The 23,867-nt window shown below is 56.7% G+C and carries 21 protein-coding genes; 13 read left to right on the top strand and 8 right to left on the bottom strand.

Annotation, left to right across the window (positions count from 1 at the left end; genetic code table 11):
* Window positions 1–5 precede the first annotated feature (5 nt).
* On the bottom strand, window positions 6–911 hold the full coding sequence (locus tag AM379_RS18835; RefSeq protein ID WP_106504069.1) for an alpha/beta fold hydrolase: 906 nt from the start codon (window positions 909–911) through the stop codon (window positions 6–8).
* A gap of 51 nt (window positions 912–962) precedes the next feature.
* Window positions 963–1,571 carry a TetR/AcrR family transcriptional regulator gene (locus AM379_RS18840; RefSeq protein WP_072255854.1) on the bottom strand — a complete coding sequence of 203 codons (609 nt, stop codon included), beginning with the start codon at window positions 1,569–1,571 and terminating at the stop codon, window positions 963–965.
* A 219-nt stretch (window positions 1,572–1,790) separates the two neighbouring features.
* On the opposite strand from AM379_RS18840, the gene AM379_RS18845 reads away from it, so the two are divergent.
* Window positions 1,791–2,987, top strand: coding sequence for an MFS transporter (locus AM379_RS18845; RefSeq protein ID WP_106504071.1), 1,197 nt, complete (start codon window positions 1,791–1,793; stop codon window positions 2,985–2,987).
* Between the two features lie 38 nt (window positions 2,988–3,025).
* Here AM379_RS18845 and AM379_RS18850 read toward each other — a convergent pair whose 3' ends face one another.
* Window positions 3,026–4,015, bottom strand: coding sequence for a 2-hydroxyacid dehydrogenase (locus AM379_RS18850; protein ID WP_106504072.1), 990 nt, complete (start codon window positions 4,013–4,015; stop codon window positions 3,026–3,028).
* Between the two features lie 252 nt (window positions 4,016–4,267).
* Between AM379_RS18850 and AM379_RS18855 the strand changes: the two genes are divergently transcribed.
* The 4 genes from AM379_RS18855 (at window position 4,268) to AM379_RS18870 (ending at window position 7,961) form a co-directional block, all read left to right on the top strand.
* A complete protein-coding gene (locus AM379_RS18855) occupies window positions 4,268–4,591 on the top strand; it encodes a hypothetical protein (protein ID WP_049022804.1) in 324 nt (107 codons plus the stop codon).
* Window positions 4,592–4,808: 217 nt separating this feature from the next.
* Entirely contained in the window at window positions 4,809–7,448 is a 2,640-nt protein-coding gene (locus AM379_RS18860; RefSeq protein WP_104439956.1) for a YdbH family protein, read from the top strand.
* A complete protein-coding gene (locus AM379_RS18865) occupies window positions 7,445–7,636 on the top strand; it encodes a YnbE family lipoprotein (RefSeq protein ID WP_106504073.1) in 192 nt (63 codons plus the stop codon). Before AM379_RS18860 ends, AM379_RS18865 begins: the two co-directional genes overlap by 4 nt.
* Before the next feature lie 7 nt (window positions 7,637–7,643).
* Window positions 7,644–7,961, top strand: a complete 318-nt coding sequence (locus AM379_RS18870; RefSeq protein ID WP_014169919.1) for a YdbL family protein — start codon at window positions 7,644–7,646, stop codon at window positions 7,959–7,961.
* Here AM379_RS18870 and feaR read toward each other — a convergent pair whose 3' ends face one another.
* Window positions 7,962–8,870: a transcriptional regulator FeaR gene (gene feaR / locus AM379_RS18875; protein ID WP_014169920.1), complete on the bottom strand. Its 909-nt coding sequence runs from the start codon at window positions 8,868–8,870 to the stop codon at window positions 7,962–7,964. It lies immediately after the preceding gene.
* Between the two features lie 241 nt (window positions 8,871–9,111).
* Between feaR and AM379_RS18880 the strand changes: the two genes are divergently transcribed.
* Window positions 9,112–10,611, top strand: a complete 1,500-nt coding sequence (locus AM379_RS18880) for an aldehyde dehydrogenase family protein (RefSeq protein ID WP_032678078.1) — start codon at window positions 9,112–9,114, stop codon at window positions 10,609–10,611.
* Between the two features lie 41 nt (window positions 10,612–10,652).
* Here AM379_RS18880 and AM379_RS18885 read toward each other — a convergent pair whose 3' ends face one another.
* The 4 genes from AM379_RS18885 to paaZ all read right to left on the bottom strand — a co-directional run bounded on the left by AM379_RS18885 (window position 10,653) and on the right by paaZ (window position 18,456).
* Complete coding sequence (locus AM379_RS18885; RefSeq protein WP_032678079.1) at window positions 10,653–11,759, bottom strand: GGDEF domain-containing protein; 1,107 nt, start codon at window positions 11,757–11,759, stop codon at window positions 10,653–10,655.
* A 74-nt stretch (window positions 11,760–11,833) separates the two neighbouring features.
* Entirely contained in the window at window positions 11,834–13,807 is a 1,974-nt protein-coding gene (locus AM379_RS18890; protein ID WP_032678080.1) for an alkyl/aryl-sulfatase, read from the bottom strand.
* Window positions 13,808–13,974: 167 nt separating this feature from the next.
* Window positions 13,975–16,251, bottom strand: coding sequence for a primary-amine oxidase (gene tynA, locus AM379_RS18895; protein ID WP_032678081.1), 2,277 nt, complete (start codon window positions 16,249–16,251; stop codon window positions 13,975–13,977).
* Between the two features lie 165 nt (window positions 16,252–16,416).
* Entirely contained in the window at window positions 16,417–18,456 is a 2,040-nt protein-coding gene (gene paaZ, locus AM379_RS18900) for a phenylacetic acid degradation bifunctional protein PaaZ (protein WP_106504074.1), read from the bottom strand.
* A gap of 284 nt (window positions 18,457–18,740) precedes the next feature.
* Here paaZ and paaA point away from each other — a divergent pair, with 284 nt between their 5' ends.
* Genes paaA through paaG form a run of 7 tightly spaced genes read left to right on the top strand, consistent with a single transcriptional unit; the run spans window position 18,741 to window position 23,866 of the window.
* The gene (gene paaA / locus AM379_RS18905) at window positions 18,741–19,670 is read left to right on the top strand and encodes a 1,2-phenylacetyl-CoA epoxidase subunit PaaA (protein WP_106504075.1); all 930 of its coding nucleotides are present in this window, start codon (window positions 18,741–18,743) and stop codon (window positions 19,668–19,670) included.
* Window positions 19,671–19,681: 11 nt separating this feature from the next.
* On the top strand, window positions 19,682–19,969 hold the full coding sequence (gene paaB / locus AM379_RS18910) for a 1,2-phenylacetyl-CoA epoxidase subunit PaaB (RefSeq protein WP_003857353.1): 288 nt from the start codon (window positions 19,682–19,684) through the stop codon (window positions 19,967–19,969).
* 8 nt (window positions 19,970–19,977) lie between these two features.
* Complete coding sequence (gene paaC, locus AM379_RS18915) at window positions 19,978–20,724, top strand: 1,2-phenylacetyl-CoA epoxidase subunit PaaC (protein WP_032678084.1); 747 nt, start codon at window positions 19,978–19,980, stop codon at window positions 20,722–20,724.
* A 14-nt stretch (window positions 20,725–20,738) separates the two neighbouring features.
* Entirely contained in the window at window positions 20,739–21,236 is a 498-nt protein-coding gene (gene paaD, locus AM379_RS18920) for a 1,2-phenylacetyl-CoA epoxidase subunit PaaD (RefSeq protein WP_032678085.1), read from the top strand.
* A 7-nt stretch (window positions 21,237–21,243) separates the two neighbouring features.
* Window positions 21,244–22,314: a 1,2-phenylacetyl-CoA epoxidase subunit PaaE gene (gene paaE / locus AM379_RS18925; RefSeq protein ID WP_032678086.1), complete on the top strand. Its 1,071-nt coding sequence runs from the start codon at window positions 21,244–21,246 to the stop codon at window positions 22,312–22,314.
* On the top strand, window positions 22,311–23,078 hold the full coding sequence (gene paaF / locus AM379_RS18930; RefSeq protein WP_032678087.1) for a 2,3-dehydroadipyl-CoA hydratase PaaF: 768 nt from the start codon (window positions 22,311–22,313) through the stop codon (window positions 23,076–23,078). The genes paaE and paaF overlap by 4 nt, the downstream gene beginning before the upstream one ends.
* Window positions 23,078–23,866, top strand: coding sequence for a 2-(1,2-epoxy-1,2-dihydrophenyl)acetyl-CoA isomerase PaaG (paaG, locus tag AM379_RS18935; protein ID WP_106504076.1), 789 nt, complete (start codon window positions 23,078–23,080; stop codon window positions 23,864–23,866). The genes paaF and paaG overlap by 1 nt, the downstream gene beginning before the upstream one ends.
* Window position 23,867: the final 1 nt, after the last annotated feature.

Below are 23,867 nucleotides of genomic sequence, written 5' to 3' on the forward strand. Positions count from 1 at the left end.
TCCTGTTAACGGAAAAAGTTTGCCAGGGCCTCACTCAGTGCCTGAGGTTGTTCATCCGGAATGAAATGACCGCAATGAGCAAGCGTAATGCCACTCACCGTCTCTGCAAACTGGCGAAGCGGGGCAGCCATATCGGCAATCGAACCCTGATCGGCACTGACGGCCAGCAGCGGCACCCGAAGTTTTTGCGTTTCAGCCAGCGTCCGGTTCTGAACAGCGGAGACCGCCGCTTCTCTGTAAGGGGCCAGCCCGGCACGCAGCGCCCCGTTTTGCTGCATCAGGCGGACATACCGGGCGATATCCGCATCGCTAAAGGCCATCGGACTGGCGGTTTTTCGCCGCAGGAACCATTCGAGGTAAATCTCTTCACGCCCGCTAATTAAGGCTTCCGGCAGGTCGGGGAGAAGATGAAACGCGAAGTGCCAGGTTTTCCAGGCTTTTTCTGGCGTCGCGGGCAGGGCGTCCGGCAAAGTAATACCCGGGATACCGGCATCAAGCAGAGCCAGCTTGATTACCTGCTGTGCATAACGCAGGGCATACGGCCAGGCAACCCATGCACCTACATCGTGGGCGGCCAGGTAATGTCTTGTAATCCCAAGTGCCTGCACCAGCCCAAAAACCGAACTGGCAAGCGTAAGAGTATCGTAGCCAGACTGTGGCTTATCGGAGTCGCCCTGGCCCGGGAGGTCGAGTGCGATGATATCGTAACGATCGGCTAAAAGAGCCATCACCTTATGCCAGGCAAATCCGCTTTGCGGGAAGCCTGCAAGCAGCACGATTGTTTCACCTTGCGTCTGTCCGCCTCTGACATAGTGCAGACGAACCCCATCGACCGTTGAGTAATAGTGCGCAAAACCGGGCAAGCCCGCGACAGGCTGTGACCACGGAAGGGGGATTGAATTCTCAGACATGACTACCTCCAGCTATTTAGGAAATGATTATTTCCTTTATGGGTAAATTTTTTAGGCGAGTAGCGCCATCACCGTCTCTACCAGCCGTTCGCGTGCCGGTAATTCGCCGGCTTTGCCCGCCACACGCATTCCCAGGACCACGCACAGCAGAACGCCGCTCAACGCCTGCGCGTCGTGTCGTGAATTTACCGAACCGTCCTGCATACCCTGTTCAATCAGCTGGAGGATCGCGTGCTGATTTCGCGCAAGCGCGCTCTGCACCAGCCCGGCAATTTCGCCGTCAAACTGGCTGAGTTCAAGGGTGCTGCCGACCACCAGGCAACCGCGGCGCCCTTCGACAGCGCTGGCCGATTCAAGATAAAAGTTCAGCAGCTCGGCTATTTTGGCCCGGCCATCAGGTTGTCGCGCCAGACGCTCGCGCAACGATTGATTGCGCAGGGAGGTATAACGTGCGAATACCTGCAGAAACAGGCCACGTTTATCGTGAAAGGCTTTATAAATACTGCCCGCAGTGAGCTGCATCGCGTCGCTCAGGTCACTTATCGACGCGCTGTGGTAACCCTTTTCTCTGAATACCGGCATCGCCAGATCCAGGGCCGCATCGAGATCAAACTGCCGCGGACGTCCGCGCTCGCGTGCGTTCTGTAGCTTCTCAGACATTGTGTTCATCATTTAGGAAACAATCAATTCCTAAATACTCCCATAAATGGGCGTATCTGGAAAGCGTGAAGTTCTATAAAAAGAGTTTGCCGCGGCAGAAGAGTGGAGTGGTCATTTTAGCTTCAACACGCTCCGGTATACTGCATCGTGATTTTAACAGGGCGTCGAACGTACAGGCCGTCGCTAACAGAGCCAGCCAATAAGCAAAAGGCAGGAAGTATGTCTCTTCGTTCACTGCGGGCGTTGTGCCTGACAAGTTTTTTCATTGCTGATGTTCGCGATGGCCTCGGGCCCTTTCTCGGCATCTTCCTGACGGAACGTCACTGGACCCCGGATGATATCGGCATCCTGATGACCGCCGGGGGGCTGGCGGGATTACTGGCAACGCTGCCGGCGGGATTTATTACGGATACCTCCCGCAATAAGCGTTCGGTTCTGGCACTGCTTTGTATCGCCATTACGCTGAGTACGCTGCTGCTCTGGTTTAGTCAGCAGAGCGGCGTCGTCGCCGTCTCGCAAATTATCACCGGTATCTGCGCGGCGTTTGTGGGGCCACTGATTGCGGGTATTACGCTGGGTCTGACGGGCCCGGGCGGGTTTAGCGCGCAGATGGGGAAGAACGAGGCGTTCAACCACGCCGGCAATTTCCTGACGGCGGTGATTGCGGGCGGCATTGCCTGGTTCTGGGGCGTCGGGGGCATTTTCCTGCTGATGACCTGTACGACGCTTCTGACGTTGTGCGCGCTGCTTGCCATTCGTCATACAGATATCGACAACGATGCGGCGCGAGGGTTGACCTCTTCAGCCCGTCAACCGGTCCCCGGCGTCGCGGTGCTGATTAAAAACCGGGCGCTGTTGATAACCGGGCTGACGCTGCTGCTGTTCCATCTGGCCAATGCCGCACTGCTGCCGATGCTGAGCATGAGGGTTGCTGCGGCACCGGCAACAATCAATCCCGGATTATTTGCGGCGGCCACCGTCATCATTTCTCAGGCGGTGATGATCCCCGTCGCCATGGGGGTGGCAGGCCGAATTGAGCGCTACGGTTACTGGCGTTTCATCATGCTGGCCCTGCTTATTATGCCCGTTCGGGCGGCACTGGCAGCCTCCACAGACGCCCCGTTGATGATGATCCCGGTACAAATTCTTGATGGTCTGGCCGCGGGGATCCTGGGCGTTGTCGTGCCGTCGTTTATCGTGGTGCTGTTGCGCGGGAGTGGGCACGTGAATGCCGGGCAGAGTGTGGTAATGCTGATGCAGGGTGTCGGGGCAGCAATGAGCCCGGCGTTAACCGGCACAATTGCCGGTCATTACTCTTTTGCGACGGCCTTTAGTGTGCTCAGCGCCATTGCGCTGCTGGCTGTCCTGCTCTGGTGGCGCTTTGCTCACCGGAGCTGGACACCAGACCGGGCGTAGCTGGCCGGGCAGGGCAGAGCCGCACCCGGCACATAGGTTTACACGATAGCGTTAGGGCACTCTTCACCCTTTTCCAGCTGCTGCAAGTTCCCCAGCGTGGTTTCTGAAATGCTGATCAGCGCTTCGGCAGTCAGAAACGCCTGGTGTCCGGTGAACAGGACGTTATGGCAGGCAGACAGACGGCGGAATACGTCGTCCTGGATCACGTCATTAGATTTGTCTTCAAAGAACAGATCGCGCTCATTCTCATACACGTCCATCCCCAGCGCGCCAATCTTCTGGGTCTTCAGCGCTTCAATAGCGGCCTGGGAATCAATCAACCCGCCGCGGCTGGTGTTGATGATCATCACACCATCTTTCATTTGGTCAAACGCCGCCTGGTTGAGCAGGTGGTAGTTTTCCGGCGTCAGCGGGCAGTGCAGGGAGATAACGTCAGACTGTGAAAACAGCGTCGGCAGGTCGACATATTCCACGCCCAGATCCAGCGCGGCAGCGCTTGGGTACGGATCAAACGCCAGCAAACGCATACCAAACCCTTTCAGAATGCGCAGGGCGGCGACGCCAATCTTACCGGTACCGATAACGCCCGCGGTTTTACCGTACATGGTAAAGCCGGTCAGCCCTTCCAGAGAGAAGTTGGCGTCACGGGTACGCTGATAAGCACGGTGAATACGACGGTTCAGCGACATCATCATACCGATGGCATGTTCCGCGACCGCTTCCGGAGAATATGCCGGGACGCGGACCACCTTCAGCTCCAGCTCTTTTGCGGCATCAAGATCCACGTTGTTGAAGCCAGCGCAGCGCAGGGCGATATATTTCACGCCCTGTTTTTTCAACTCTTCCAGCACCGGACGGCTGCCATCATCATTCACAAAAATGCAAACGCCTTCACAGCCGTGCGCCGTTTTGGCGGTTTTTTCGGACAGCAGAAAGTCGAAAAATTCAAGCTCAAACCCGTAAGCCTCGTTAACATGTTGCAGATACTTTTTGTCGTACTGCTTTGTGCTATATACCGCGAGTTTCATAAGACTTTCTCCAGTGATTTTGCATTCACGTTAGCATGATTAAAATTATCTTACAATTTCTGAAATATTATTGAATTCAATAAGTTCTATCAATTATTTTAGAGCATCTTTACCCGTTAACTCTATGATATTCAATATACACCCCTGCTTAAGTATAGATTTGATGCACCCTGGGGCGGAGGTGTCAGAAGGTGGGCGAAGTGGAAGCGTTACAGGATGGCAGATGTACCAGATTGCTAAAGAGAATTGATTATGTCACCACAACTTGAGTTATCCCTAAATCCACCTATGTGGCCCGCTTTTTGCTATTTTATTGTATCTATTGCAATTTTTGTCCTCCTGTATCTGGGGAAGATAAAAATCAACCGACTCCGCAAATACCCTCTCTTCATTGCTTATACATTGCTCGTGATTGCAGTCGCTGCCGTACAGATAAACATTTTTGCGAATGGGCATGAGTTTGTGAATGGATTTTTGCACATAGATTTTGATCCTTTTCTATATGACTCGGTGTACTGGGGTTCCCTGGTTTTTGCGATGGTTTACCTGCTGGCAATGCCGCGCAACAAATTCTAACTTTTGACGTTACAACGCTGAAAGTCATCTTGAAATACAGTCTAACCCATTGAATTTAAGATGACTTATTGACGTTAAGTATAATAAAATTTTTAGCGCATACGGTCAGAGCATCTATCCTTAAATTTGGCATTCTCTTCAACTGACTGGCTAAACATGCGACAATGATCGGCACTGTCGGCTTAATTCTTTCGCTAAATCAGGATATTAACTGCCCATGAGGGGTACATACAAAGCCGCAATCGCGCTCTTACTGCTGTTCATTCTGGTGCCGCTGACGCTGCTGATGACCCTTGCCCAGTGGGTACCAACCCTTGCCGGGATCTGGCTTCCTGTCGGGACACGCATCGCCTTTGAACAAAGTCCCAGACTCACGCGTCATGCCCTGATCATCCCCGATCTTCGCTATCTTGTGGATGACTGCGAAATTGCCCGAGTCGATAACGCGACCCTGTCGCACCCCAGCCGCTGGAAACTGGATATCGGCGCGCTCGAACTGAACTCCGTTTGCCTCAATAAAATTCCCCAGTCCGCACCGTCCACGGTCGCGCCCAAAACGCTGGCGCAGTGGCAGGCGGTGTTACCGAATACCTGGCTTACTGTCCATCGTCTGACGCTCTCGCCCTGGCAGCAGTGGCAGGGAGAACTTCAGGCGTCGCTGACGCCCGCGCGTCAGGAGATTGCCTACAAAGGTGAGCAGGTCAGCATTAAAGGGATGCTCCGCGGTCAGACCCTCTCTGTCACACAGTTCGATGTACAACTTCCCGACCAGCCACAGCCGATAAAACTGGTGGGACAATTCACCCTGCCGCTGGTGCCGGACGGCGTGCCGGTTAAAGGCCATGCGGTTGCGACCTTTAACGTGCCACAGTTAACCTCGCTGGTCGATGCCGATCTCGACTGGGAAGCCAATCAGGGGCAACTGGTGGTCATGGCGCGGGATAACCCCGATCCGCTGCTCGATCTGCCGTGGCAAATAACCGCGGAACAGCTGAATATCAGTGACGGACGCTGGAACTGGAACCTTTCCGGCATGCCGCTGAGCGGGCGGGTTGGCCTTCGTGTCGATAACTGGCAGGCGGGGCTTGAGAAAGCGACCCTGACCGGGCGTCTGAATGTGCTCACTCAAGGGGATGCGGGGAAGGGTAACGCGGTGCTGAATATCGGACCGGGCAGGCTCAGTATGGAACAAAGCGACATGCCGCTTCATCTGAGCGGCGAGGCGAAACATAACGACCTGGTGCTCTATGCCAGACTGCCGGCAAAACTGACCGGAAGCCTGTATGAACCGCAGCTCTCCTTTGAGCCGGGCGCGCTGCTGCGCTCACGTGGTCGCATTATCGATTCACTGGATATTGATGAAATTCGCTGGCCGCTGGCGGGCGTCAGGCTGACCCAAAAGGGTGTCGATGGACGCCTGCAGGCCATTTTGCGGGCGCACGAGAACGAGATGGGTGATTTTGAACTGCATCTGGATGGCCAGGCCAGTGACTTTTTACCCGACAACGGCTTGTGGCAGTGGCGCTACTGGGGCAAAGGGGGCTTCACCCCAATGAATGCGCGCTGGGATGTTGCCGGAAAAGGCGAATGGCGCGACAAACTTATTGAGCTGACCGCGCTTTCAACCGGTTTTGACCAGCTCAAGTACGGTGCCATGGAGGTCAGTAAACCCCGTCTGGTGCTGGATAACCCGGTGCGCTGGTATCGCGATCCTGACAAGCCGACGTTCAGCGGAGCGCTGTCGCTGAATGCCGGGCAAACCCGTTTCAGCGGTGGCAGCGTATTGCCGCCGTCGGTGCTGACCTTCAGCGTAGACGGAACAGACCCGACACTGTTCCAGTTCAAGGGCGATCTGCATGCTGATGCTATCGGACCGGTACAGGTGAACGGACGCTGGGACGGGGAACGCCTTCGCGGGCAAGCCTGGTGGCCGAAACAATCGCTCACCGTGTTCCAGCCGTTGATCCCGCCAGACTGGAAAATGACGCTGCGTGACGGCGAACTGTATGCGCAGGTGGCCTTCTCGGCGGCCGCGGGTCAGGGCTTTGAGGCGGGCGGTCACGGCGTACTGAAAGCCGGTAGCGCCTGGATGCCAGACAACCAGATCAACGGCGTCGACTTTGTCCTGCCGTTCCGGTTTAGTGAGGGCACCTGGTCGCTGGGAACGCGCGGCCCGGTAACCTTGCGGATTGGCGAGGTGGTAAACCTGGTGACCGCGCGGAATATCACGGCGGACCTGCAGGGTGACTACCCCTGGAGTGAGGCGAACCCGCTTCTGCTCACCAATGTGAAGGTGGAAACCCTCGGCGGAAAAATCACCATGCAGCAGTTGAGGATGCCGCAACACGATCCGGCGCTGTTGCGGGTAGACAATATCTCCTCCAGCGAGCTGATCAGTGCCGTTAATCCGAAGCAGTTTGCGATGTCTGGCCCGGTGAGCGGGGCGCTGCCGTTCTGGCTGGACAATGAAAAATGGATCATCAAAGATGGCTGGCTGACCAACCCCGGCCCGATGACGCTGCGTATCGATAAAGACACGGCGGACGCCATCGTAAAAGATAATATGGTGGCGGGCGCCGCAATTAACTGGCTGCGCTATATGGAAATTTCTCGCTCGTGGACAAGAATCAATTTAGATAATCTGGGTGAATTAACCATGCAGGCGACCCTTAAGGGAACCAGCCGGGTAGAGGGTAAAAGCAGCTACGTTAATCTGAACTATACCCATGAAGAGAATGTCTTTACCCTCTGGCGTAGCCTGCGTTTTGGAGACAACCTGCAAACCTGGTTTGAGCAACACGCGGCAATACCTGGTATCCGCAGTTCGACTGGCAAGGAAAGTGAGGAACAACAATGAAAAAGATGGCTGGTGTGCTCACCGTTGCCGTTGCCGCGCTACTGACCGGCTGTACGCCGCGCATTGAAGTCGCCGCGCCGAAGGAGCCGATTACCATCAATATGAATGTCAAAATCGAACATCAGATCCACATTAAGGTCGATAAAGACGTTGAAACCCTGTTGAAATCACGCAGCGATCTGTTCTGAGGATGCCATGAAACGATTAGCTCTGATGTTACTGGCGCTCGGCATGAACGTGCAGGCGGCAACGCTGACCTTAAATGACGCCCGGACGCAGGGGCGCGTGGGGGAAACCCTGAGCGGTTATCTTGCGCCAATCAAACAGGATGCGGAAACCCTGGCGCTGGTCAATCGCATTAACGCCGCGCGCACGGAAAGCTATCAGAAGCTGGCTGACAGCAACAATCTGCCGGTGGATGAAGTGGCGAAAATGGCAGGGCAAAAGCTGGTTGCCCGCGCCCAGCCGGGCGAGTACGTGAAAGGCATCAACGGGAAATGGCTGAAGAAGTAGTTAGCGAAAGCGCTTACGATATTCGCCAGGCGAGACGCCAAAACGTTGCTTAAAAGCGGTTGAAAAATGGCTGTGGTCGGAAAAGCCCCAGCTGTAGCCAATGCCCGCCAGCTTTTCATCATCGCTGGCGGAGCGCAACACTTGTGCGCACAGGTCGAGACGGCGGTTTTTAATGTACTGGGCGACCACCAGCCCCTTATCAGCAAACATGCGGTAGAGGCTTCGCACCGACATCCCGCTCTGTGCGGCAATCCATTCCGGTCGCAGTGACTCAGACTGAATATGATCGTCAATCAATGACAGCACATTGCGGAACAGGCGTTCTTTACGTGGCTGAGCCACGTCGCGCTGCTGGAACGCGGGGCGAAGCAGACAGATCATCGCCTCCAGCGCCGCTTCACTCTCCCGGTCACTCAGATCGGCATTCCCCATACTTTCCATCAGCAGGTGGTGGCTTAACTGAACGGTGGGCAGCGTGCGCGAAAGGGTGAGCGCGCAGCTTACCTCCTGAAAACGACACTGTTGCTCAATAATCTGGCGCGGAACCAGCAGCGAAATCTGGCGGGATTTTTCATGCCAGGCAATGGAGCACGGGCGGGAAGCATCAAGCAGCGTGATATCGCCGGTCTTCAGCACCGCGCGGCGGTCGTCCTGTTCAATCTCCGCGCTGCCCTCCAGCTGAAATACGGTGTAGAACCAGGCATCGTTACTGTCGTTAATCTCATGGCGGGAGCGGAACAGGTTAACGCCACCTGCGGTTACGGTGCTTAACTTCAGGCTACGGGCATAGCTGGTTTCCAGTTCGCCGACGAATTCCCCCTCCAGCGGACGCGCATTAAAACGCCCGCAGACCTGGTTAATTTGTGCCAGCCACTGTTGATACTGTTCCTCTTCGCTTGCACACGCCATCGCTTATCTCGCTGCACCGTCAATGTTTTTGCATTGTTGCATTTGTGTTGCATTTTGTCAGAGCTATGAGGCTGACTATAGGAAAGAACACTCACCGGTAACAGCGTTATAAGACGGAATTATCACGATTTGCGGAGCCTGTCACAGGTGGCAAAGCGAATGTCACAGAGACAAAAGCGAGAATCCAAAACCCCTCTTAGACTGCATTAACACCCTGCGAATAAAAACGAAGGAGTACCCTATGTCTGAATCTCAGGTAGCCGTTCAGCCTGCCGTACAGCAGTTTTTAGACCGACATCATGGCCTGTGGATTGAAGGGCGTCAGGCTGCGTCGGACAGTGAAAAGCGGCTCAATGTCTATAATCCGGCAACGGGCGACGTCATCGCCTCCACCGCCGATGCCAGCGTTGATGATGTCGACCGTGCCGTGATGTCCGGCTGGCGTGCGTTTGTTGCCCGTAGCTGGGCCGGAAAATTACCGGCGGAGCGTGAGCGTATCCTGCTGCATTTCGCCGATCTGGTTGAACAGCACAGCGAAGAGCTGGCCCAGCTTGAGACGCTGGAGCAGGGGAAATCCATTCATATCTCCCGCGCTTTTGAAGTGGGCTGCACCCTGAACTGGATGCGCTATACCGCAGGGCTTACCACGAAAATTGCCGGTAAAACCCTCGACCTCTCCATCCCCTTACCGCAGGGGGCCCGCTATCAGGCGTGGACGCGCAAAGAGCCGGTTGGCGTGGTGGCCGGGATTGTGCCGTGGAACTTCCCGCTGATGATCGGGATGTGGAAAGTCATGCCTGCGCTGGCGGCGGGGTGTTCCATTGTCATTAAGCCTTCAGAAACCACGCCGCTCACCATGCTGCGCGTGGCGGAACTGGCAAGTGAAGCGGGCATCCCTGACGGGGTGTTTAATGTGGTCACGGGAAGCGGTGCGGTGTGCGGTGCCGCGCTGACCTCACATCCGCATATTGCCAAAGTGAGCTTTACTGGCTCAACGGCGACAGGCAAGCAAATTGCCCGCGCGGCGGCGGATACGCTCACGGGGGTGACGCTGGAGCTGGGGGGTAAAAACCCGGCTATCGTGCTGAAAGATGCTGACCCGGCCTGGGTAATTGAAGGTCTGATGACCGGCAGCTTCCTGAATCAGGGGCAGGTTTGTGCGGCGAGCTCCCGTATCTATATTGAAGCGCCGCTGTTTGACTCGCTGGTCAGCGGGTTTGAGCAGGCGGTGAAATCCCTCAGCGTCGGGCCGGGCATGTCGCCGGAGGCGTTCATCAACCCGCTGGTCTCGCGCGCGCACTGCGATAAAGTGCAGACCTTCCTCGACGAGGCAAAATCGCGCAATGCGGAGTTGATCACCGGTAACCGGGGGCCGGATGGCAAAGGTTATTACGTGTCGCCGACGCTGGTGGTGAACCCGGATGCCGCGCTGCGACTCACCCGCGAAGAAGTGTTCGGCCCGGTGGTCAACCTGGTGCGCGTCGCGGATGGCGAAGAAGCGCTGGCGCTGGCCAACGACACCGAATATGGGCTGACGGCCAGCGTCTGGACGCAAAATATCAGCAAGGCGCTGGAATACACCGACCGGCTGCAGGCGGGAACCGTCTGGGTGAACAGCCATACGCTGATCGACGCCAACCTGCCGTTTGGTGGCATGAAGCAGTCCGGCACCGGGCGCGATTTCGGCCCGGACTGGCTGGATGGCTGGTGTGAAACCAAATCGGTATGTGTACGGTATTAAAACAAAGCGTGTCGGGCTGGCGCAACGGCCACCCGACACGGCTATCGTGACCAGCGGTCCCGTCCGGCCGCTTTCGCCCGGTACAGCGCCTCATCGGCGCGGGCGATAATCTCCGTCCCCGCCAGACCCTCTGCCATTCCTGCAATGCCCATGCTTACGGTGACGCGATCGCTGATTTTTGAGGCATCGTGCGCTATTGCCTCCGCGCGCAGGCCGTCCTGAATACGCATGGCAACTTTTTCGACTGTGTTTTCCGGGCAATCAAAGAGGATCACCACAAACTCTTCACCGCCGTAGCGAGAAACGACATCGTCAGGTGTTCGCACCGACTGCCGGAGCACCTGCGCCACGCGGGTCAAGCATTCGTCACCGGCCTGGTGACCATAGGTGTCGTTGTAAAGTTTGAAATAATCTATATCCAGCATAATCAGCGAGAAGGCTTTTTTCTGCTCAACGGCATTCTCCAGCACCACTTCCATCTTGCGACGGTTGGCGGTCTGGGTTAACGGATCCTGATGCGCCAGCGCTTCCAGCCGCGAAATCAACAGCTGGTTTTGCTGGTTACGTCGCCAGGCCTCATCAAACCAGCTTATCAGGATGAAACGCCCGCAGAGCAAAATCAGCGTAAAGACGGTCCAGACGGCGGCAAAGTGAAGGTTGACACCATCATTGAGTACCCAGCTTGCGACCGGTAGCGTGACCCAGAGCGGGATCACGAAGGCGAGTAACCCACGGGGGTAAAAGTAGAGCGCCGTCAACCCGGCGAGTAACAGAATCGCGCACAGGGGCCAGACGTGAGGCAGCAACAGATCGGTGATAAACCAGAAACAGGATATCGACCAGATGACGCTACAGAAAAAGAGCACCACGCTGATGCCGGCAATACGTCGCCAGGCCATGATGATTAACGCAGCTGACAGAATAATAATGCCGAACATCGAGGCATCGATAAACTTCAGCAGAGGCAGCGACCGGAGGTAGAGGGGGTCGTCGGGCTTAAGCGAGACGTGGCGCAGCAGGATCATCACGGCGAAGCTGATGTTGACGAATGCCAGCCACGGCAGGTTCATCGCCAGCCCGTGCATGACCATCGCCTGACGCGTCGGCCAGGCAGCCCGCTCTGGCGTCGTTTTTTTTCTTTTTTCCATAAATGCTCTTTACCCTTTCCTGGGAGCAAGTGAAGCAGGAACGGGCGGAAGGACCGCCCGTCTGTTTTGCACCGTTACGGTGTCACAATATTAAACCAGAAATCGAACTTATCCATATAGCCAAGCATAGCGTCCAGTTTGGCACTGTCGCCGCTGATCTTGATATCGCCACTGTCCTGCGCCTGTTTCAGCGTGACTTCTTTCAGGATAATTTTATTCAGGGTATCACGGTTCAGGGTAAGCGTAGCGTCAGCGTCTTTCGCTTCGGCATTTGCCGTGTGGTTCAGCACGCCGTTTTCCAGTTCAAGTTTGTATTTGCCGCCATCGCTGCCCAGATCGATGTTAAACACCGATTTGGCATCGCCGGCTTTTTGGCCATTGATATGAACGGCAAGGTAGTCGAAGAACATCTCTGGCGTCATCGCCCGCACGGTATCCGGGCTGGCGGTGTTCGGGGTCGGGCCTTTCACTACGCCGTTACGCAGCTCTTGCGCGCCGGTCAGGTAGAAGTTACGCCACGGGCCGGATTCCGCCTGATAACCCAGCTGTTCCAGCGCATCTGCTTCGAGATTACGCGCGGCCTGATTGTTTGGGTCGGCAAACACCACTTTACTCACGACCTGCGCCACCCAGCGATAGTTGCCCTGATCAAAGTCAGTTTTCGCTTTGTTCAGAATGGCCTCCGCGCCGCCCATATACTCAACAAATTTCTTCGCAGCCTCTTCAGGAGGCAGTTCATCCAGCGTGGCGGGATTACCGTCGAACCAGCCCAGATAGAGCACATAGGTGGCTTTAACGTCATGGCTGACAGAACCGTAGTAACCGCGATTAGCCCAGGTATGGGCGAGGGAATCCGGGAGTTTGAAATTAGCGGCGATCTCATCACGCGTCAGGCCTTCATTCGCCATGCGTAACGTCTGGTCGTTGATGTAACGGTAGAGGTCGCGCTGGCTCTTCAGCAGTGCGACGACATTATCATTGCCCCAGGTTGGCCAGTGATGCTGTGCCATGATGATGTCGGCTTTATCGCCCCAGCGCACAATCGCCTGGTTAATATATTTTGACCAGGGCAGCGGTTCACGAATTTTTGCGCCGCGCAGCGAGTAGGTGTTATGCAGCGTATGGGTCACATCCTCTGCGGATTCAATGATTTTTTTCTCTTCGATAAACCAGAGCATCTCTGAAGGTGCTTCAGAGCCGGGGGCCAGCATAAAATCGTAGGTCAGCCCGTCAATGACCTCTTTTTGTCCGTCTTTTTCAATGATGTTAGTCGGTGCGATAAGGGTGACGGTACCGGCGGACGTGGTCGTCCCCAGACCCGCACCCACTTGTCCTTTTGCATCAGGCTTCAGCAGGTTGCCATACATATAACTAGCGCGACGACTCATAACGTTGCCCGCCATGATATTTTCCGCAACCGCCGCCTCCATAAATCCGGAAGGGGCATAAACTTTTACCTTGCCAGCCTTCACGTCGGCTTCATCAACCACACCCCGCACACCGCCATAGTGGTCAACATGACTGTGGGTATAAATCACCGCCACGACCGGTTTTTGGCCGCGATTTTTGTAATAAAGATCCATGCCGACTTTGGCGGTTTCTGCTGAGACCAGCGGATCGACGACGGTAATCCCTTCTTTGCCTTCGATGATGGTCATATTTGACAGATCGAGATTGCGGATCTGATATACCCCTTCGGTAACTTCAAACAGACCGCTGATATTAATCAGCTGGGATTGACGCCATAAACTGGGGTTTACCGAATCCGGCGATTTATCACCTTCTTTAATAAATGAATACTGTTGGGGATCCCAGATGACATTGCCTTGTTCGCCTTTGATAACGTCCTGAGGAAGTGGAGCGATAAATCCTTTATGGGCATTGGTAAAATCAGTGTTATCGGAGAAAGGAAGCTGGTTAAAAAGGGCATTGTTGGCTTGTTGTGTTGCGGCAGACGCGTCCTTTGGTGCTTCCGCCGCATAAGAGGGACTGTTGGACATGATCATTCCAGCCAGCACGAAACTTCTGACAATCAGATTCAATTTCATTTAAAACCTCTCAGAGAAAGTACTACGTCGTTTGTGAAAACTTCGCGTCCTGGCTGAAAATGTTTCAAAAGATGCTATCGGAATGTGTGGAGTAAAATAACTATAATCAGGATGAGATATTCAGCAAATAAACGAATAAAAAACCGGGCATTACGCCCGGTCTGTTTTTATTTCTGCGCGTCTTTTTTCCTGCCGAGTGTCGGCGTTTCGTCGAAGAAGTTCCACGGTTTGAGCAGGGTATGCACCCATTCCGTTGGCATGATTGGCCACTCTTCGGCGCGCGCGACGTGGGTTGTGCCGGTGGTCATCCAGACGACGTCATCCTGATCGTTTAGCGACTCGTTATCTTTGCTGTATTTGCCAAGCCCCGTATCGTGGGTTGAGCGGTTTGGGAATTTGCCCTCCGGGTACATCTCATCCGGATGGTAACGCGTGACCCACAGCTGTTTATCCATAAAGCTCAGGCGGTGATAGATCCACTCGTCCGGGGCGAACTTCGCGCCGGTCGCCACCGGGTGCGTCCCCCCGGCGTAAGGGATTATCTGATACGAAATTGGGTTCCCCATGCGGTTCTCTTTACTGGTGTTGCTCAGCAGACGAATGGTGCCCGGGTCAAATTTCTGCGCCGCCTGCTGCTCGGTATCAATAGCGTACTGATTGATCTGCATGGTGCTGGTTCGCGGGCCGCCAGCGGTGTTCGGTTTCACTTGTGGATCCATTGCCACCAGCGTGTTGTTGATGCCATCCACATCCATATCGAGACGGAAGTTATAGATGTGCTGGTGGGTGGTCCCGACGATGTTGTGATCAATTAATGTGCCGTATCGGGTATCGTCTTTGGCAGTAGGGTCATGCATCGTTTTCGCCTGTACGCCTTTCACCGCCTCAATCCCCGTTGCACCGGCATCAATCCCGATGGTGCCATTTTCGTGGAATACCCAGTCGAAAATGTAGTCGTAGTTGCCAACGGTGCTCACCCAGCGAACCACCAGCTCGCGCCGCTCGGTACTGACGTTAGGCTGACCCATCTCCTGGTGTTTATATTCCGGTCCTGCGTAGCGTTCAAAAATGGCGATGGCGCGGGGGATCTCCATCGGCGCACCGGTATAATCGGCAATGGTTTCATTGAGCATCACGGCGTTGGACGGCACGTCTTTGCCGCGCACCAGCGGAGAGGTCAGGGTGCCCATGCCGTAATCGCCGGAATCCAGATAGGCTTTAAAGTACCAGCCCACGTCAGGGTCACCGTAAGGGACGATCATCCCGCCCAGGGAGCCCTGATACATAATCTGGCGTTTTTTGCCGTTGTCATTGTAGGTGACGGTAGAAATCATTGGGCCCACGCGGGAATCCAGACTCAGATGGAAATCCCAGTTCTGCCAGTGAATCATATCGCCGGTGATGGTGTAGTTTTTGCCTTCCGGCTCAATGATGTTAAGCGGTTTTTTCGGCGTGTTAATGCGATCACGTCCATCATACGGACGCGGCGTCATCGGCACCGGCACAACGGCACCTTCTTCAATCTTCTGGATCTTCTTCTGCTCAAGGTCGACCACTGCCACCAGGTTCTCAATCGGGTGCGCCCAGTAGTTGCCGTCGCCCACGTCCAGATAGCTCACCACTTTCAGCAGCCGGTCTTCCTGTTTCAGGCCATCTTTGCCGTCGAAATAGCCGACGGTCAGTGGCGTGGTGATCACTTTCTTCGTATCGGTAATGCCGCGCTTTTTCAGAACCTCGGCAAACTCTGCACTCTCGTTGATGATCTGCTGAACGGTCGCAAAATCATCCAGCAGCACCATGCCGTGGGCATCTTTAATGGCGTCCCAGCGTAGGATCTTGTTATCCTTCAGGTCCACCAGACTTTCAATAACGTGTTTCCCGTCCAGCATGGTGATGTTCGCCTGGCGGGGAGAGTCCACCGCCGTGCCGTTGAGCACAAAGTCCCACACTTTGGCTTTCTCGGGTTCGGCCAGGGCTATCTGGGTGAAGCGGGTGTTCGGTTTAAAATCCGCAGAGCCTTTCACAATCTCCACGGCTTGCTTAATTTCGTCAGCCGTTAGCGCGTTTAGCGGGTGAGGGCGTTTTTCAACCTGGAAGGTCTGGTCGAGACCCGACTGGAAAACGTCGTTGATGAAGGTCTCGGAGATGAACGCTTTTTTGCCTTTCATGACCACCGGCACCTGCAGCGTGAGGGTTTTGCCGTTCACAATAGCGGTTTTCGCGCCGGGCTTGACCTTCACATATGCCCCGTCCTTCGCAAGGGTGAACATCTGTGCGTAATCATCCCACTGCACATCGGCGCCAAACGCCTGCAGCGTTTTGTCCATCGGGACCATATGCGCCTCACTGCCGTGTGCGAAAACAGGTGATTGCCAGGCGCAACACAGCGCAACGGCCATAGCCAGTGCCGTTCTACGGGCAGAAAAAGAAGAATTGCTTCCCATCGTAGACCTCATCTTGTTGTGTTTATTGTGTTGTGACAGCCTTATCCTGACAGGCGCCCGAGAAAAGCGTTTGCCTGCATCTGCCAGGTTATTTGTTAGTCTTGCCAGGTTAAAAAAAGACCGGGGCGATATCACACCCCGGTCAACGTGCGAGAGAGGAACGTGTCAGAAGTCGCCGTGCTGGCGCGCCACCAGCGTCAGGATGGAGTAGAGCGCGACCGCCTGCTGGTGCTGGTTAAAGATCTCAACGGCCCATTCGACCACGCCGGTTGGCTTCTCATCGGCGGTCCGTTGTTTCTTGAGCGTTTTACGTTTACAGGTGAGGCGCACCTGAATGGTATCGCCCGGCTTAACCGGTTCGATAAAGCGCAGGTTTTCCATGCCGTAGTTGGCAATCACCGGCCCAACGCCGGCATCAACAAACAGACCCGCCGCGGCAGAGATCAGGAAGTAACCGTGTACCACCCGTTCGCCAAAGATGGATTCTGCCGCGCCGATTTTGTCCATATGGGCGTAGAAGTGATCGCCGCTCAGGCAGGCAAAGTTAACGATATCGGCTTCCGTCAGGGTGCGGCGCGGGGTCAGCAGGCTGTCGCCCGGCTGCAGTTCTTCAAAGTATTTCCGGAACGGATGAACGCGATCTTCATGAACCGCAGCACCCCGTACCCACTGTTTGCCGATGGTGGCAAGCATGGTCGGGCTGCCCTGAATGGCGGTGCGCTGCAGATAGTGCTTCACCGCACGCAGTCCTCCCAGCTCTTCACCGCCACCTGCGCGGCCAGGACCGCCGTGCACCAGTTGCGGCAGCGGAGAGCCGTGTCCGGTGGACTCCCTGGCGGATTCGGCGTTAAGGATCTGAATTCGTCCGTGCGCCCGCGCCGCGCCGGCAATAAACTGGCGGGCGATAGCCGGGTCGGCGGTGACCAGCGTACCGGCCAGACTCCCGCCACCCGCCCGTGCCAGCTGCATCGCGTGGTCTGAATTGCGGGAGGGCATCAGCGTGGCGACCGGCCCGAAGGCTTCGGTGCAATGCACGGCGGGGGTTTCATCTGGCTGTGGGCAGAAAAGCAGCGTCGGCGGGAAGAATGCCCCCGCAGCCTGCAGATCGGCTTTTCCGCCGAGTCTGACCTGGCAACCCGCCGCAATCAACAGATCGACTTTCTCCTGCACGTCCGCGCGTTGCTCGCCGTTCACCAGCGCACCCATCTTCACCCCGTCCTCTGCCGGGTCGCCGACGACCACGTTTTGCAGCCGCGCGATCAGCGCCTGGCTGACGGCATCCATCCGATCCTGAGGCACAATTATGCGGCGGATGGCGGTACATTTTTGCCCTGCCTTGGCGGTCATTTCGCGTACCACTTCGCGAATAAACAGTGCGAATTCTGGCTGTTCCGGCGTCACATCCTCCCCCAGAACGCAGCAGTTGAGGGAGTCGGCTTCCATGGTAAATGGAATGGAATTCGCCACGATATTCGGGTGAATGCGCAGGCTCTGGCCGGTGCTGGCGGAGCCGGTAAAGGTCACCACATCCTGGCTGTCGAGATGATTCAGCAGATCGCCCGCGCCGCCGCAGACAAGGCTGATAGCACCGTCCGGCACCAGACCGCTCTCCACAATCGCTTTCACCATCGCCTGCGCGACCTGCGCGGTGGCGGTGGCGGGTTTGATAATGGCAGGCATCCCCGCAAGCCAGGTGGGCGCCAGTTTTTCCAGCATTCCCCAGCACGGGAAATTAAAGGCGTTGATATGGACCGCCACGCCCGATTTTGACGTCAGTACGTGACGCGCAGCAAAGCCGCCTTCCTTCGACAACGGGATCAGCTCATCTTCCGGCCAGAGTGTGTCATCAGGCAGCTCGCGACTCCCCAGGCTGGCATAGGTGAACAGCGTCCCGATCCCACCCTCAATATCCACCCAGCCATCCGCTCGGGTCGCCCCGGTCTGGGCAGACAGGGCATAGAACGTCTCTTTCTCACTAAGCAGATGTTTCGCCACCGCCTTCAGCATGGCGGCCCGGTCGATAAAGGTCATGGCGCGCAGGGCTTCGCCGCCACGCGCGATCGCATAGCGACGTGCATCCGCCATGTCCAGCCCTTCGCTGGTCACGGACCACAGCGCTTCGCCACTGATGGCGTGATGGATAGTACGTTCGCGGCCCCGGCCAGACTGCCAGGTGCCGGATAAGAAGCTGGCTAACTGCTGCATCGCTTATCTCCAAGTGTTACGTAATTTCACTATCAATAGTTTAATCATGAATCATAAAAAGCAAGCTGAGTTTTAATGAATTGTTAACATTGTGATCCAGCGTAATGAAGTGGAAGGCCGGAAGCCCCGTTGTGCAGGCCTAGTGCAAAAAGCCTTGCGAGCACCATCACAAAATAGGGAAACATTTCTTGGGGTTATATTTAACCTTTGTGTAACTTTTAAGAAATGAAGTGATTCAGTATTTCACTTTAAGTGGTAAATAATCGAATCATAAAGGTGATGACGTGACGCAAGAACAACGCTTTGAGCAGCGCATAGCGCAGGAGACGGCGATTGAGCCTCAGGACTGGATGCCTGATGCCTATCGTAAGACGTTGATCCGCCAGATTGGTCAGCACGCGCACTCCGAAATTGTCGGCATGCTGCCGGAAGGAAACTGGATCACCCGCGCGCCGACGCTGCGCCGCAAAGCGATCCTGCTGGCGAAAGTGCAGGACGAAGCCGGGCACGGTTTGTACCTCTACAGCGCGGCCGAGACGCTGGGCTGCGCGCGGGAAGACATCTACCAGAAGATGCTCGACGGCAAGATGAAATACTCCTCCATCTTCAACTACCCGACCCTGAGCTGGGCGGATATCGGGGTGATCGGCTGGCTGGTGGACGGTGCGGCGATCGTCAACCAGGTGGCGCTCTGCCGTACCTCATATGGCCCCTATGCCCGCGCGATGGTGAAAATCTGTAAAGAAGAGAGTTTCCACCAGCGTCAGGGCTTTGAAGCCTGTATGGCGCTTGCGCAGGGGAGTGACGCCCAACGCCAGATGCTGCAGGACGCCATTAACCGCTTCTGGTGGCCCGCTCTGATGATGTTCGGCCCAAACGATGACAACTCGCCGAACAGCGCTCGCAGCCTCGCCTGGAAAATCAAACGCTTCGGCAATGACGAACTTCGCCAGCGCTTTGTCGACAACACGGTTCCGCAGGTAGAAATGCTGGGCATGACGGTTCCGGATCCTGACCTGTGTTTTGACGAAGAGAGCGGTCACTACCGCTTTGGCGAGATCGACTGGCACGAGTTTGATGAGGTCATTAACGGGCGCGGTATCTGTAACCACGAACGTCTGGCTGCCAAACGTAAAGCCTGGGAAGACGGGGCGTGGGTGCGTGAAGCCGCACTGGCGCACGCGGAAAAACAACACGCCTGCAAAGTGGCTTAAGAGGAAACACGATGAGCAATGTCTACTGGCCGCTGTACGAAGTGTTCGTACGCAGCAAACAAGGGTTGTCCCACCGTCATGTGGGAAGTCTTCATGCCGCCGACGATCGCATGGCGCTGGAAAATGCGCGTGATGCCTATACCCGTCGCAGTGAAGGCTGCTCTATCTGGGTGGTGAAGGCGAGCGAGATTGTCGCCTCTCAGCCGGAAGAGAGCGGCGAGTTCTTCGACCCGGCGGAAAGTAAGGTTTACCGCCATCCTACGTTTTACACCATCCCTGATGGCATCGAGCACATGTGAGGTCAGGGATGAAAACATTATCCGCATATGCCCTGCGTCTGGGCGACAACGGTCTGGTGCTCTCCCAGCGTCTGGGCGCCTGGTGTGGTCACGCGCCGGAGCTGGAAATCGATCTCGCGATCGCCAACATCGGTCTCGACTTGCTGGGGCAGGCGCGCAATTTCCTGACCTATGCCGCAGAGCTGGAAGGTCAGGGCGATGAAGACACCCTGGCGTTTGGGCGTGATGAACGCCAGTTTCACAACGTGTTGCTGGTGGAACAGCCTAACGGCAGTTTCGCCGACACGCTTGCGCGCCAGTACTTTATGGATGCCTGGAACGTAGCGCTGTATGAACGCCTGACCCACAGCAGCGACAGCCAGCTTGCCGCCATCGCCGCGAAAGCCATTAAAGAGGCGCGCTACCACCTGCGCTTCAGTCGTGGCTGGCTGGTGCGTCTGGGTGACGGCACGGAAACATCTTCACAGCGTATGCAGCAGGCGGTCGACACCCTGTGGCGGTTTACGGCCGAGCTGTTTGAAGCCGATGACGTCGAGCTGGCGTTGATTGCCTCCGGCGTCGCGGTTGATCCGCGCGAGCTTCGTCAGCCGTGGGAGCAGGAAGTGTTTTCCGGTTTGCAGGAGGCCACCCTGAGCGTGCCGTCGGAAGTGGCGTATCGCACGGGGGGCAAGCGCGGGCTGCATACCGAACATCTCGGCCCAATGCTGGCAGAAATGCAGTATCTCCAGCGCGCCCATCCGGGTCAGCAGTGGTAAGTACGGAGGTGAAGATGCAGCGTTTTGCCGGGATTGCACCCGCGGAGATCCCTCAAATCTGGTCGCTGTTAAGCCAGATCCCGGACCCGGAAGTGCCGGTGTTAACCATCACCGATTTAGGCATGGTGCGTAGCGTATCGGCGCAGGGCGGAGGCTGGGTTATTGGCTTTACGCCAACCTATTCAGGCTGCCCGGCGACGGAACATTTGCTTGGCGCGATTCGCGAGGCGATGACCGCGCACGGCTTTACGCCAGTGCATATTGTGCTGCAGCTCGAACCGGCCTGGACCACCGACTGGATGACAGCGGATGCGCGCGAACGCCTGCGCGCATATGGCATCAGCCCACCGGTGGGCCACAGCTGCCACGCGCATGCTCCGGCCGAGGTGAGTTGCCCACGCTGTGCCAGCACACATACCTCGCTTATCAGTGAATTTGGTTCGACGGCCTGCAAAGCGCTTTATCGCTGCAACGACTGCCGTGAGCCTTTCGACTATTTCAAATGTATTTGAGGTTGCCATGACAACGTTTCATTCATTAACAGTGGCAAAAGTGGAACCCGAAACCCGCGACGCGGTGACCATCACTTTCGCGGTACCCCAGGCGTTGCAGGACGCCTATCGCTTCCGTCCCGGACAACACCTGACCCTGAAAGCGAAGCTGGGTGAGGATGAGCTGCGTCGCTGCTACTCCATCTGCCGCAGTACCGCGCCGGGTGAGATCAGCGTAGCGGTGAAAGCCATCGAGGGCGGACGTTTTTCCCGCTATGCCCGGGATGAGATCAAACAGGGCATGGCGCTGGAGGTCATGGTGCCGCAGGGCCAGTTTGGTTACCAGCCGCGCGCTGACCGGGAAGGGCATTATCTGGCCATTGCCGCGGGTTCAGGCATTACCCCAATGCTGGCCATCTTGTCCGCCACGCTCGCCACCGAGCCGAACAGTCATTTCACCTTGATCTACGGCAACCGCAGCAGCCAGAGCATGATGTTTCGCGAGGCGCTTGCCGATCTGAAAGACAAATACCCGCAGCGTCTGCAGCTGGTCGCCATCTTCAGCCAGGAGGTGCTCGACAGCGATCTGCTGCATGGACGTATCGACGGTGAGAAGCTGCAGGCGCTGGCGAAAACCCTGATCAACTTCCGCCAGTACGACGAAGCCTTTATTTGTGGCCCGTCCGCCATGATGGACGACGCGGAAGCGGCGCTGAAAGCGCTGGGGATGCCAGAGAAATCGATTCACCTTGAGCGTTTTAATACGCCAGGCTCGACCGGCAAACGCACGGTCAGCGTGCAGGCTGAAGGGCAGAAAGTCACCGTGCGTCAGGACGGTCACGACCGGGAAATTACCCTCACGGCAAACGATGAAAGCATTCTTGATGCCGCCCTGCGTCAGGGCGCCGACCTGCCGTATGCCTGCAAGGGCGGCGTATGCGCGACCTGCAAATGCAAAGTGCTGCGTGGCAAAGTTGATATGGCGACGAACTACAGCCTTGAGCCGGACGAACTGGCGGCCGGGTATGTGCTGAGCTGTCAGTCGCTGCCGTTAACCGCTGACGTGATCGTCGATTTTGACTCCAGGGGGATGGCATGAGCGAACTGATGGTCACCCGTCATGGTCGTGTCCTGCAGCTGACGCTTAACCGTCCGGCGGCACGCAACGCGCTGAATAACGCCCTGTTAGAGCAGATTGCTGACGCGCTCGACGCCGCTGCGGCCGATCGCGATCTCTCCGTTTGCGTGATTTACGGCAACGCACGCTGCTTTGCTGCCGGCGCAGATCTCAACGAAATGGCGGAGAAAGACCTGCCTGCCACCCTGAACGATATCCGTCCCCAGCTGTGGGCCCGGATCACCGCCTTCAACAAACCCCTGATTGCCGCCGTCAACGGCTTCGCGCTGGGCGCGGGCTGCGAGCTTGCGCTGCTGTGCGACGTGGTGATTGCCGGGGATAACGCCCGTTTTGGTCTGCCGGAAATTACGCTCGGCATCATGCCCGGGGCGGGCGGTACGCAGCGCCTGATTCGTAGCGTGGGCAAATCGCTGGCCAGCAAAATGGTGCTGACCGGGGAGAGCATTACCGCGCAGCAGGCGCAGCGCGCCGGGCTGGTCAGCGATGTGTTCCCGGCTTCATTGACGCTGGAATATGCCCTGAAACAGGCGGCGCTGATGGCACGACACTCACCGCTGGCGCTCCAGGCGGCGAAGCAGGCGCTGCGCCAGTCTCAGGAGGTTTCCCTGCAGGCCGGACTGGTCCAGGAGCGACAGCTGTTTACGCTGCTTTCAGCGACCGAAGACCGGCGAGAAGGCATCGACGCATTCTTACAGAAACGTACCCCCGACTTTAAAGGACGCTAATCGTGGAATTTATTCTCAGTCATGTAGAACAAGGCGTGATGACCCTGACGCTGAACCGTCCGGAGCGTCTGAACAGCTTTAACGACGTGATGCATCAGCAACTCGCTGAGTGCCTGAAGCAGGCCGAGCGCGATGACACCATCCGCTGTCTGCTTATTACCGGGGCGGGGCGCGGCTTCTGCGCGGGTCAGGATCTTAATGACCGCAACGTCGACCCTAACGGCCCGGCACCGGATCTGGGAATGTCCGTGGAGACGTTCTACAACCCGCTGGTTCGCCGTCTTGCGACGTTGCCGAAACCGGTGATTTGCGCGGTCAACGGCGTGGCCGCCGGGGCCGGGGCCACCCTGGCACTGGGGTGTGACATGGTCATTGCCGCCCGTTCTGCCACCTTTGTGATGGCCTTCAGCAAGCTCGGATTAGTGCCGGACTGCGGGGGAACATGGTTCCTGCCGCGCGTCGCCGGGCGCGCCCGCGCAATGGGGCTGGCGTTACTCGGAGACAAACTCACCGCCGAACAGGCACACGCCTGGGGGATGATCTGGAAGGTGGTGGATGACGAACACCTCTCCGCCACGGCCCAGCAGATGGCGCTGCACTTTGCTTCTCAGCCCACCTTTGGTCTGGGGCTGATTAAGCAGGCGATTAACGCGGCAGAGACCAACACCCTCGACGCCCAGCTTGACCTGGAGCGCGATTATCAACGTCTGGCCGGTCGCAGCGACGACTACCGGGAAGGGGTCAGCGCCTTCCTTGCCAAACGCGCACCGACATTCACGGGGAAATAAG

The sequence above is a fragment of the Enterobacter cloacae complex sp. FDA-CDC-AR_0132 genome (assembly GCF_003010695.1).
Classification (GTDB): domain Bacteria; phylum Pseudomonadota; class Gammaproteobacteria; order Enterobacterales; family Enterobacteriaceae; genus Enterobacter; species Enterobacter ludwigii.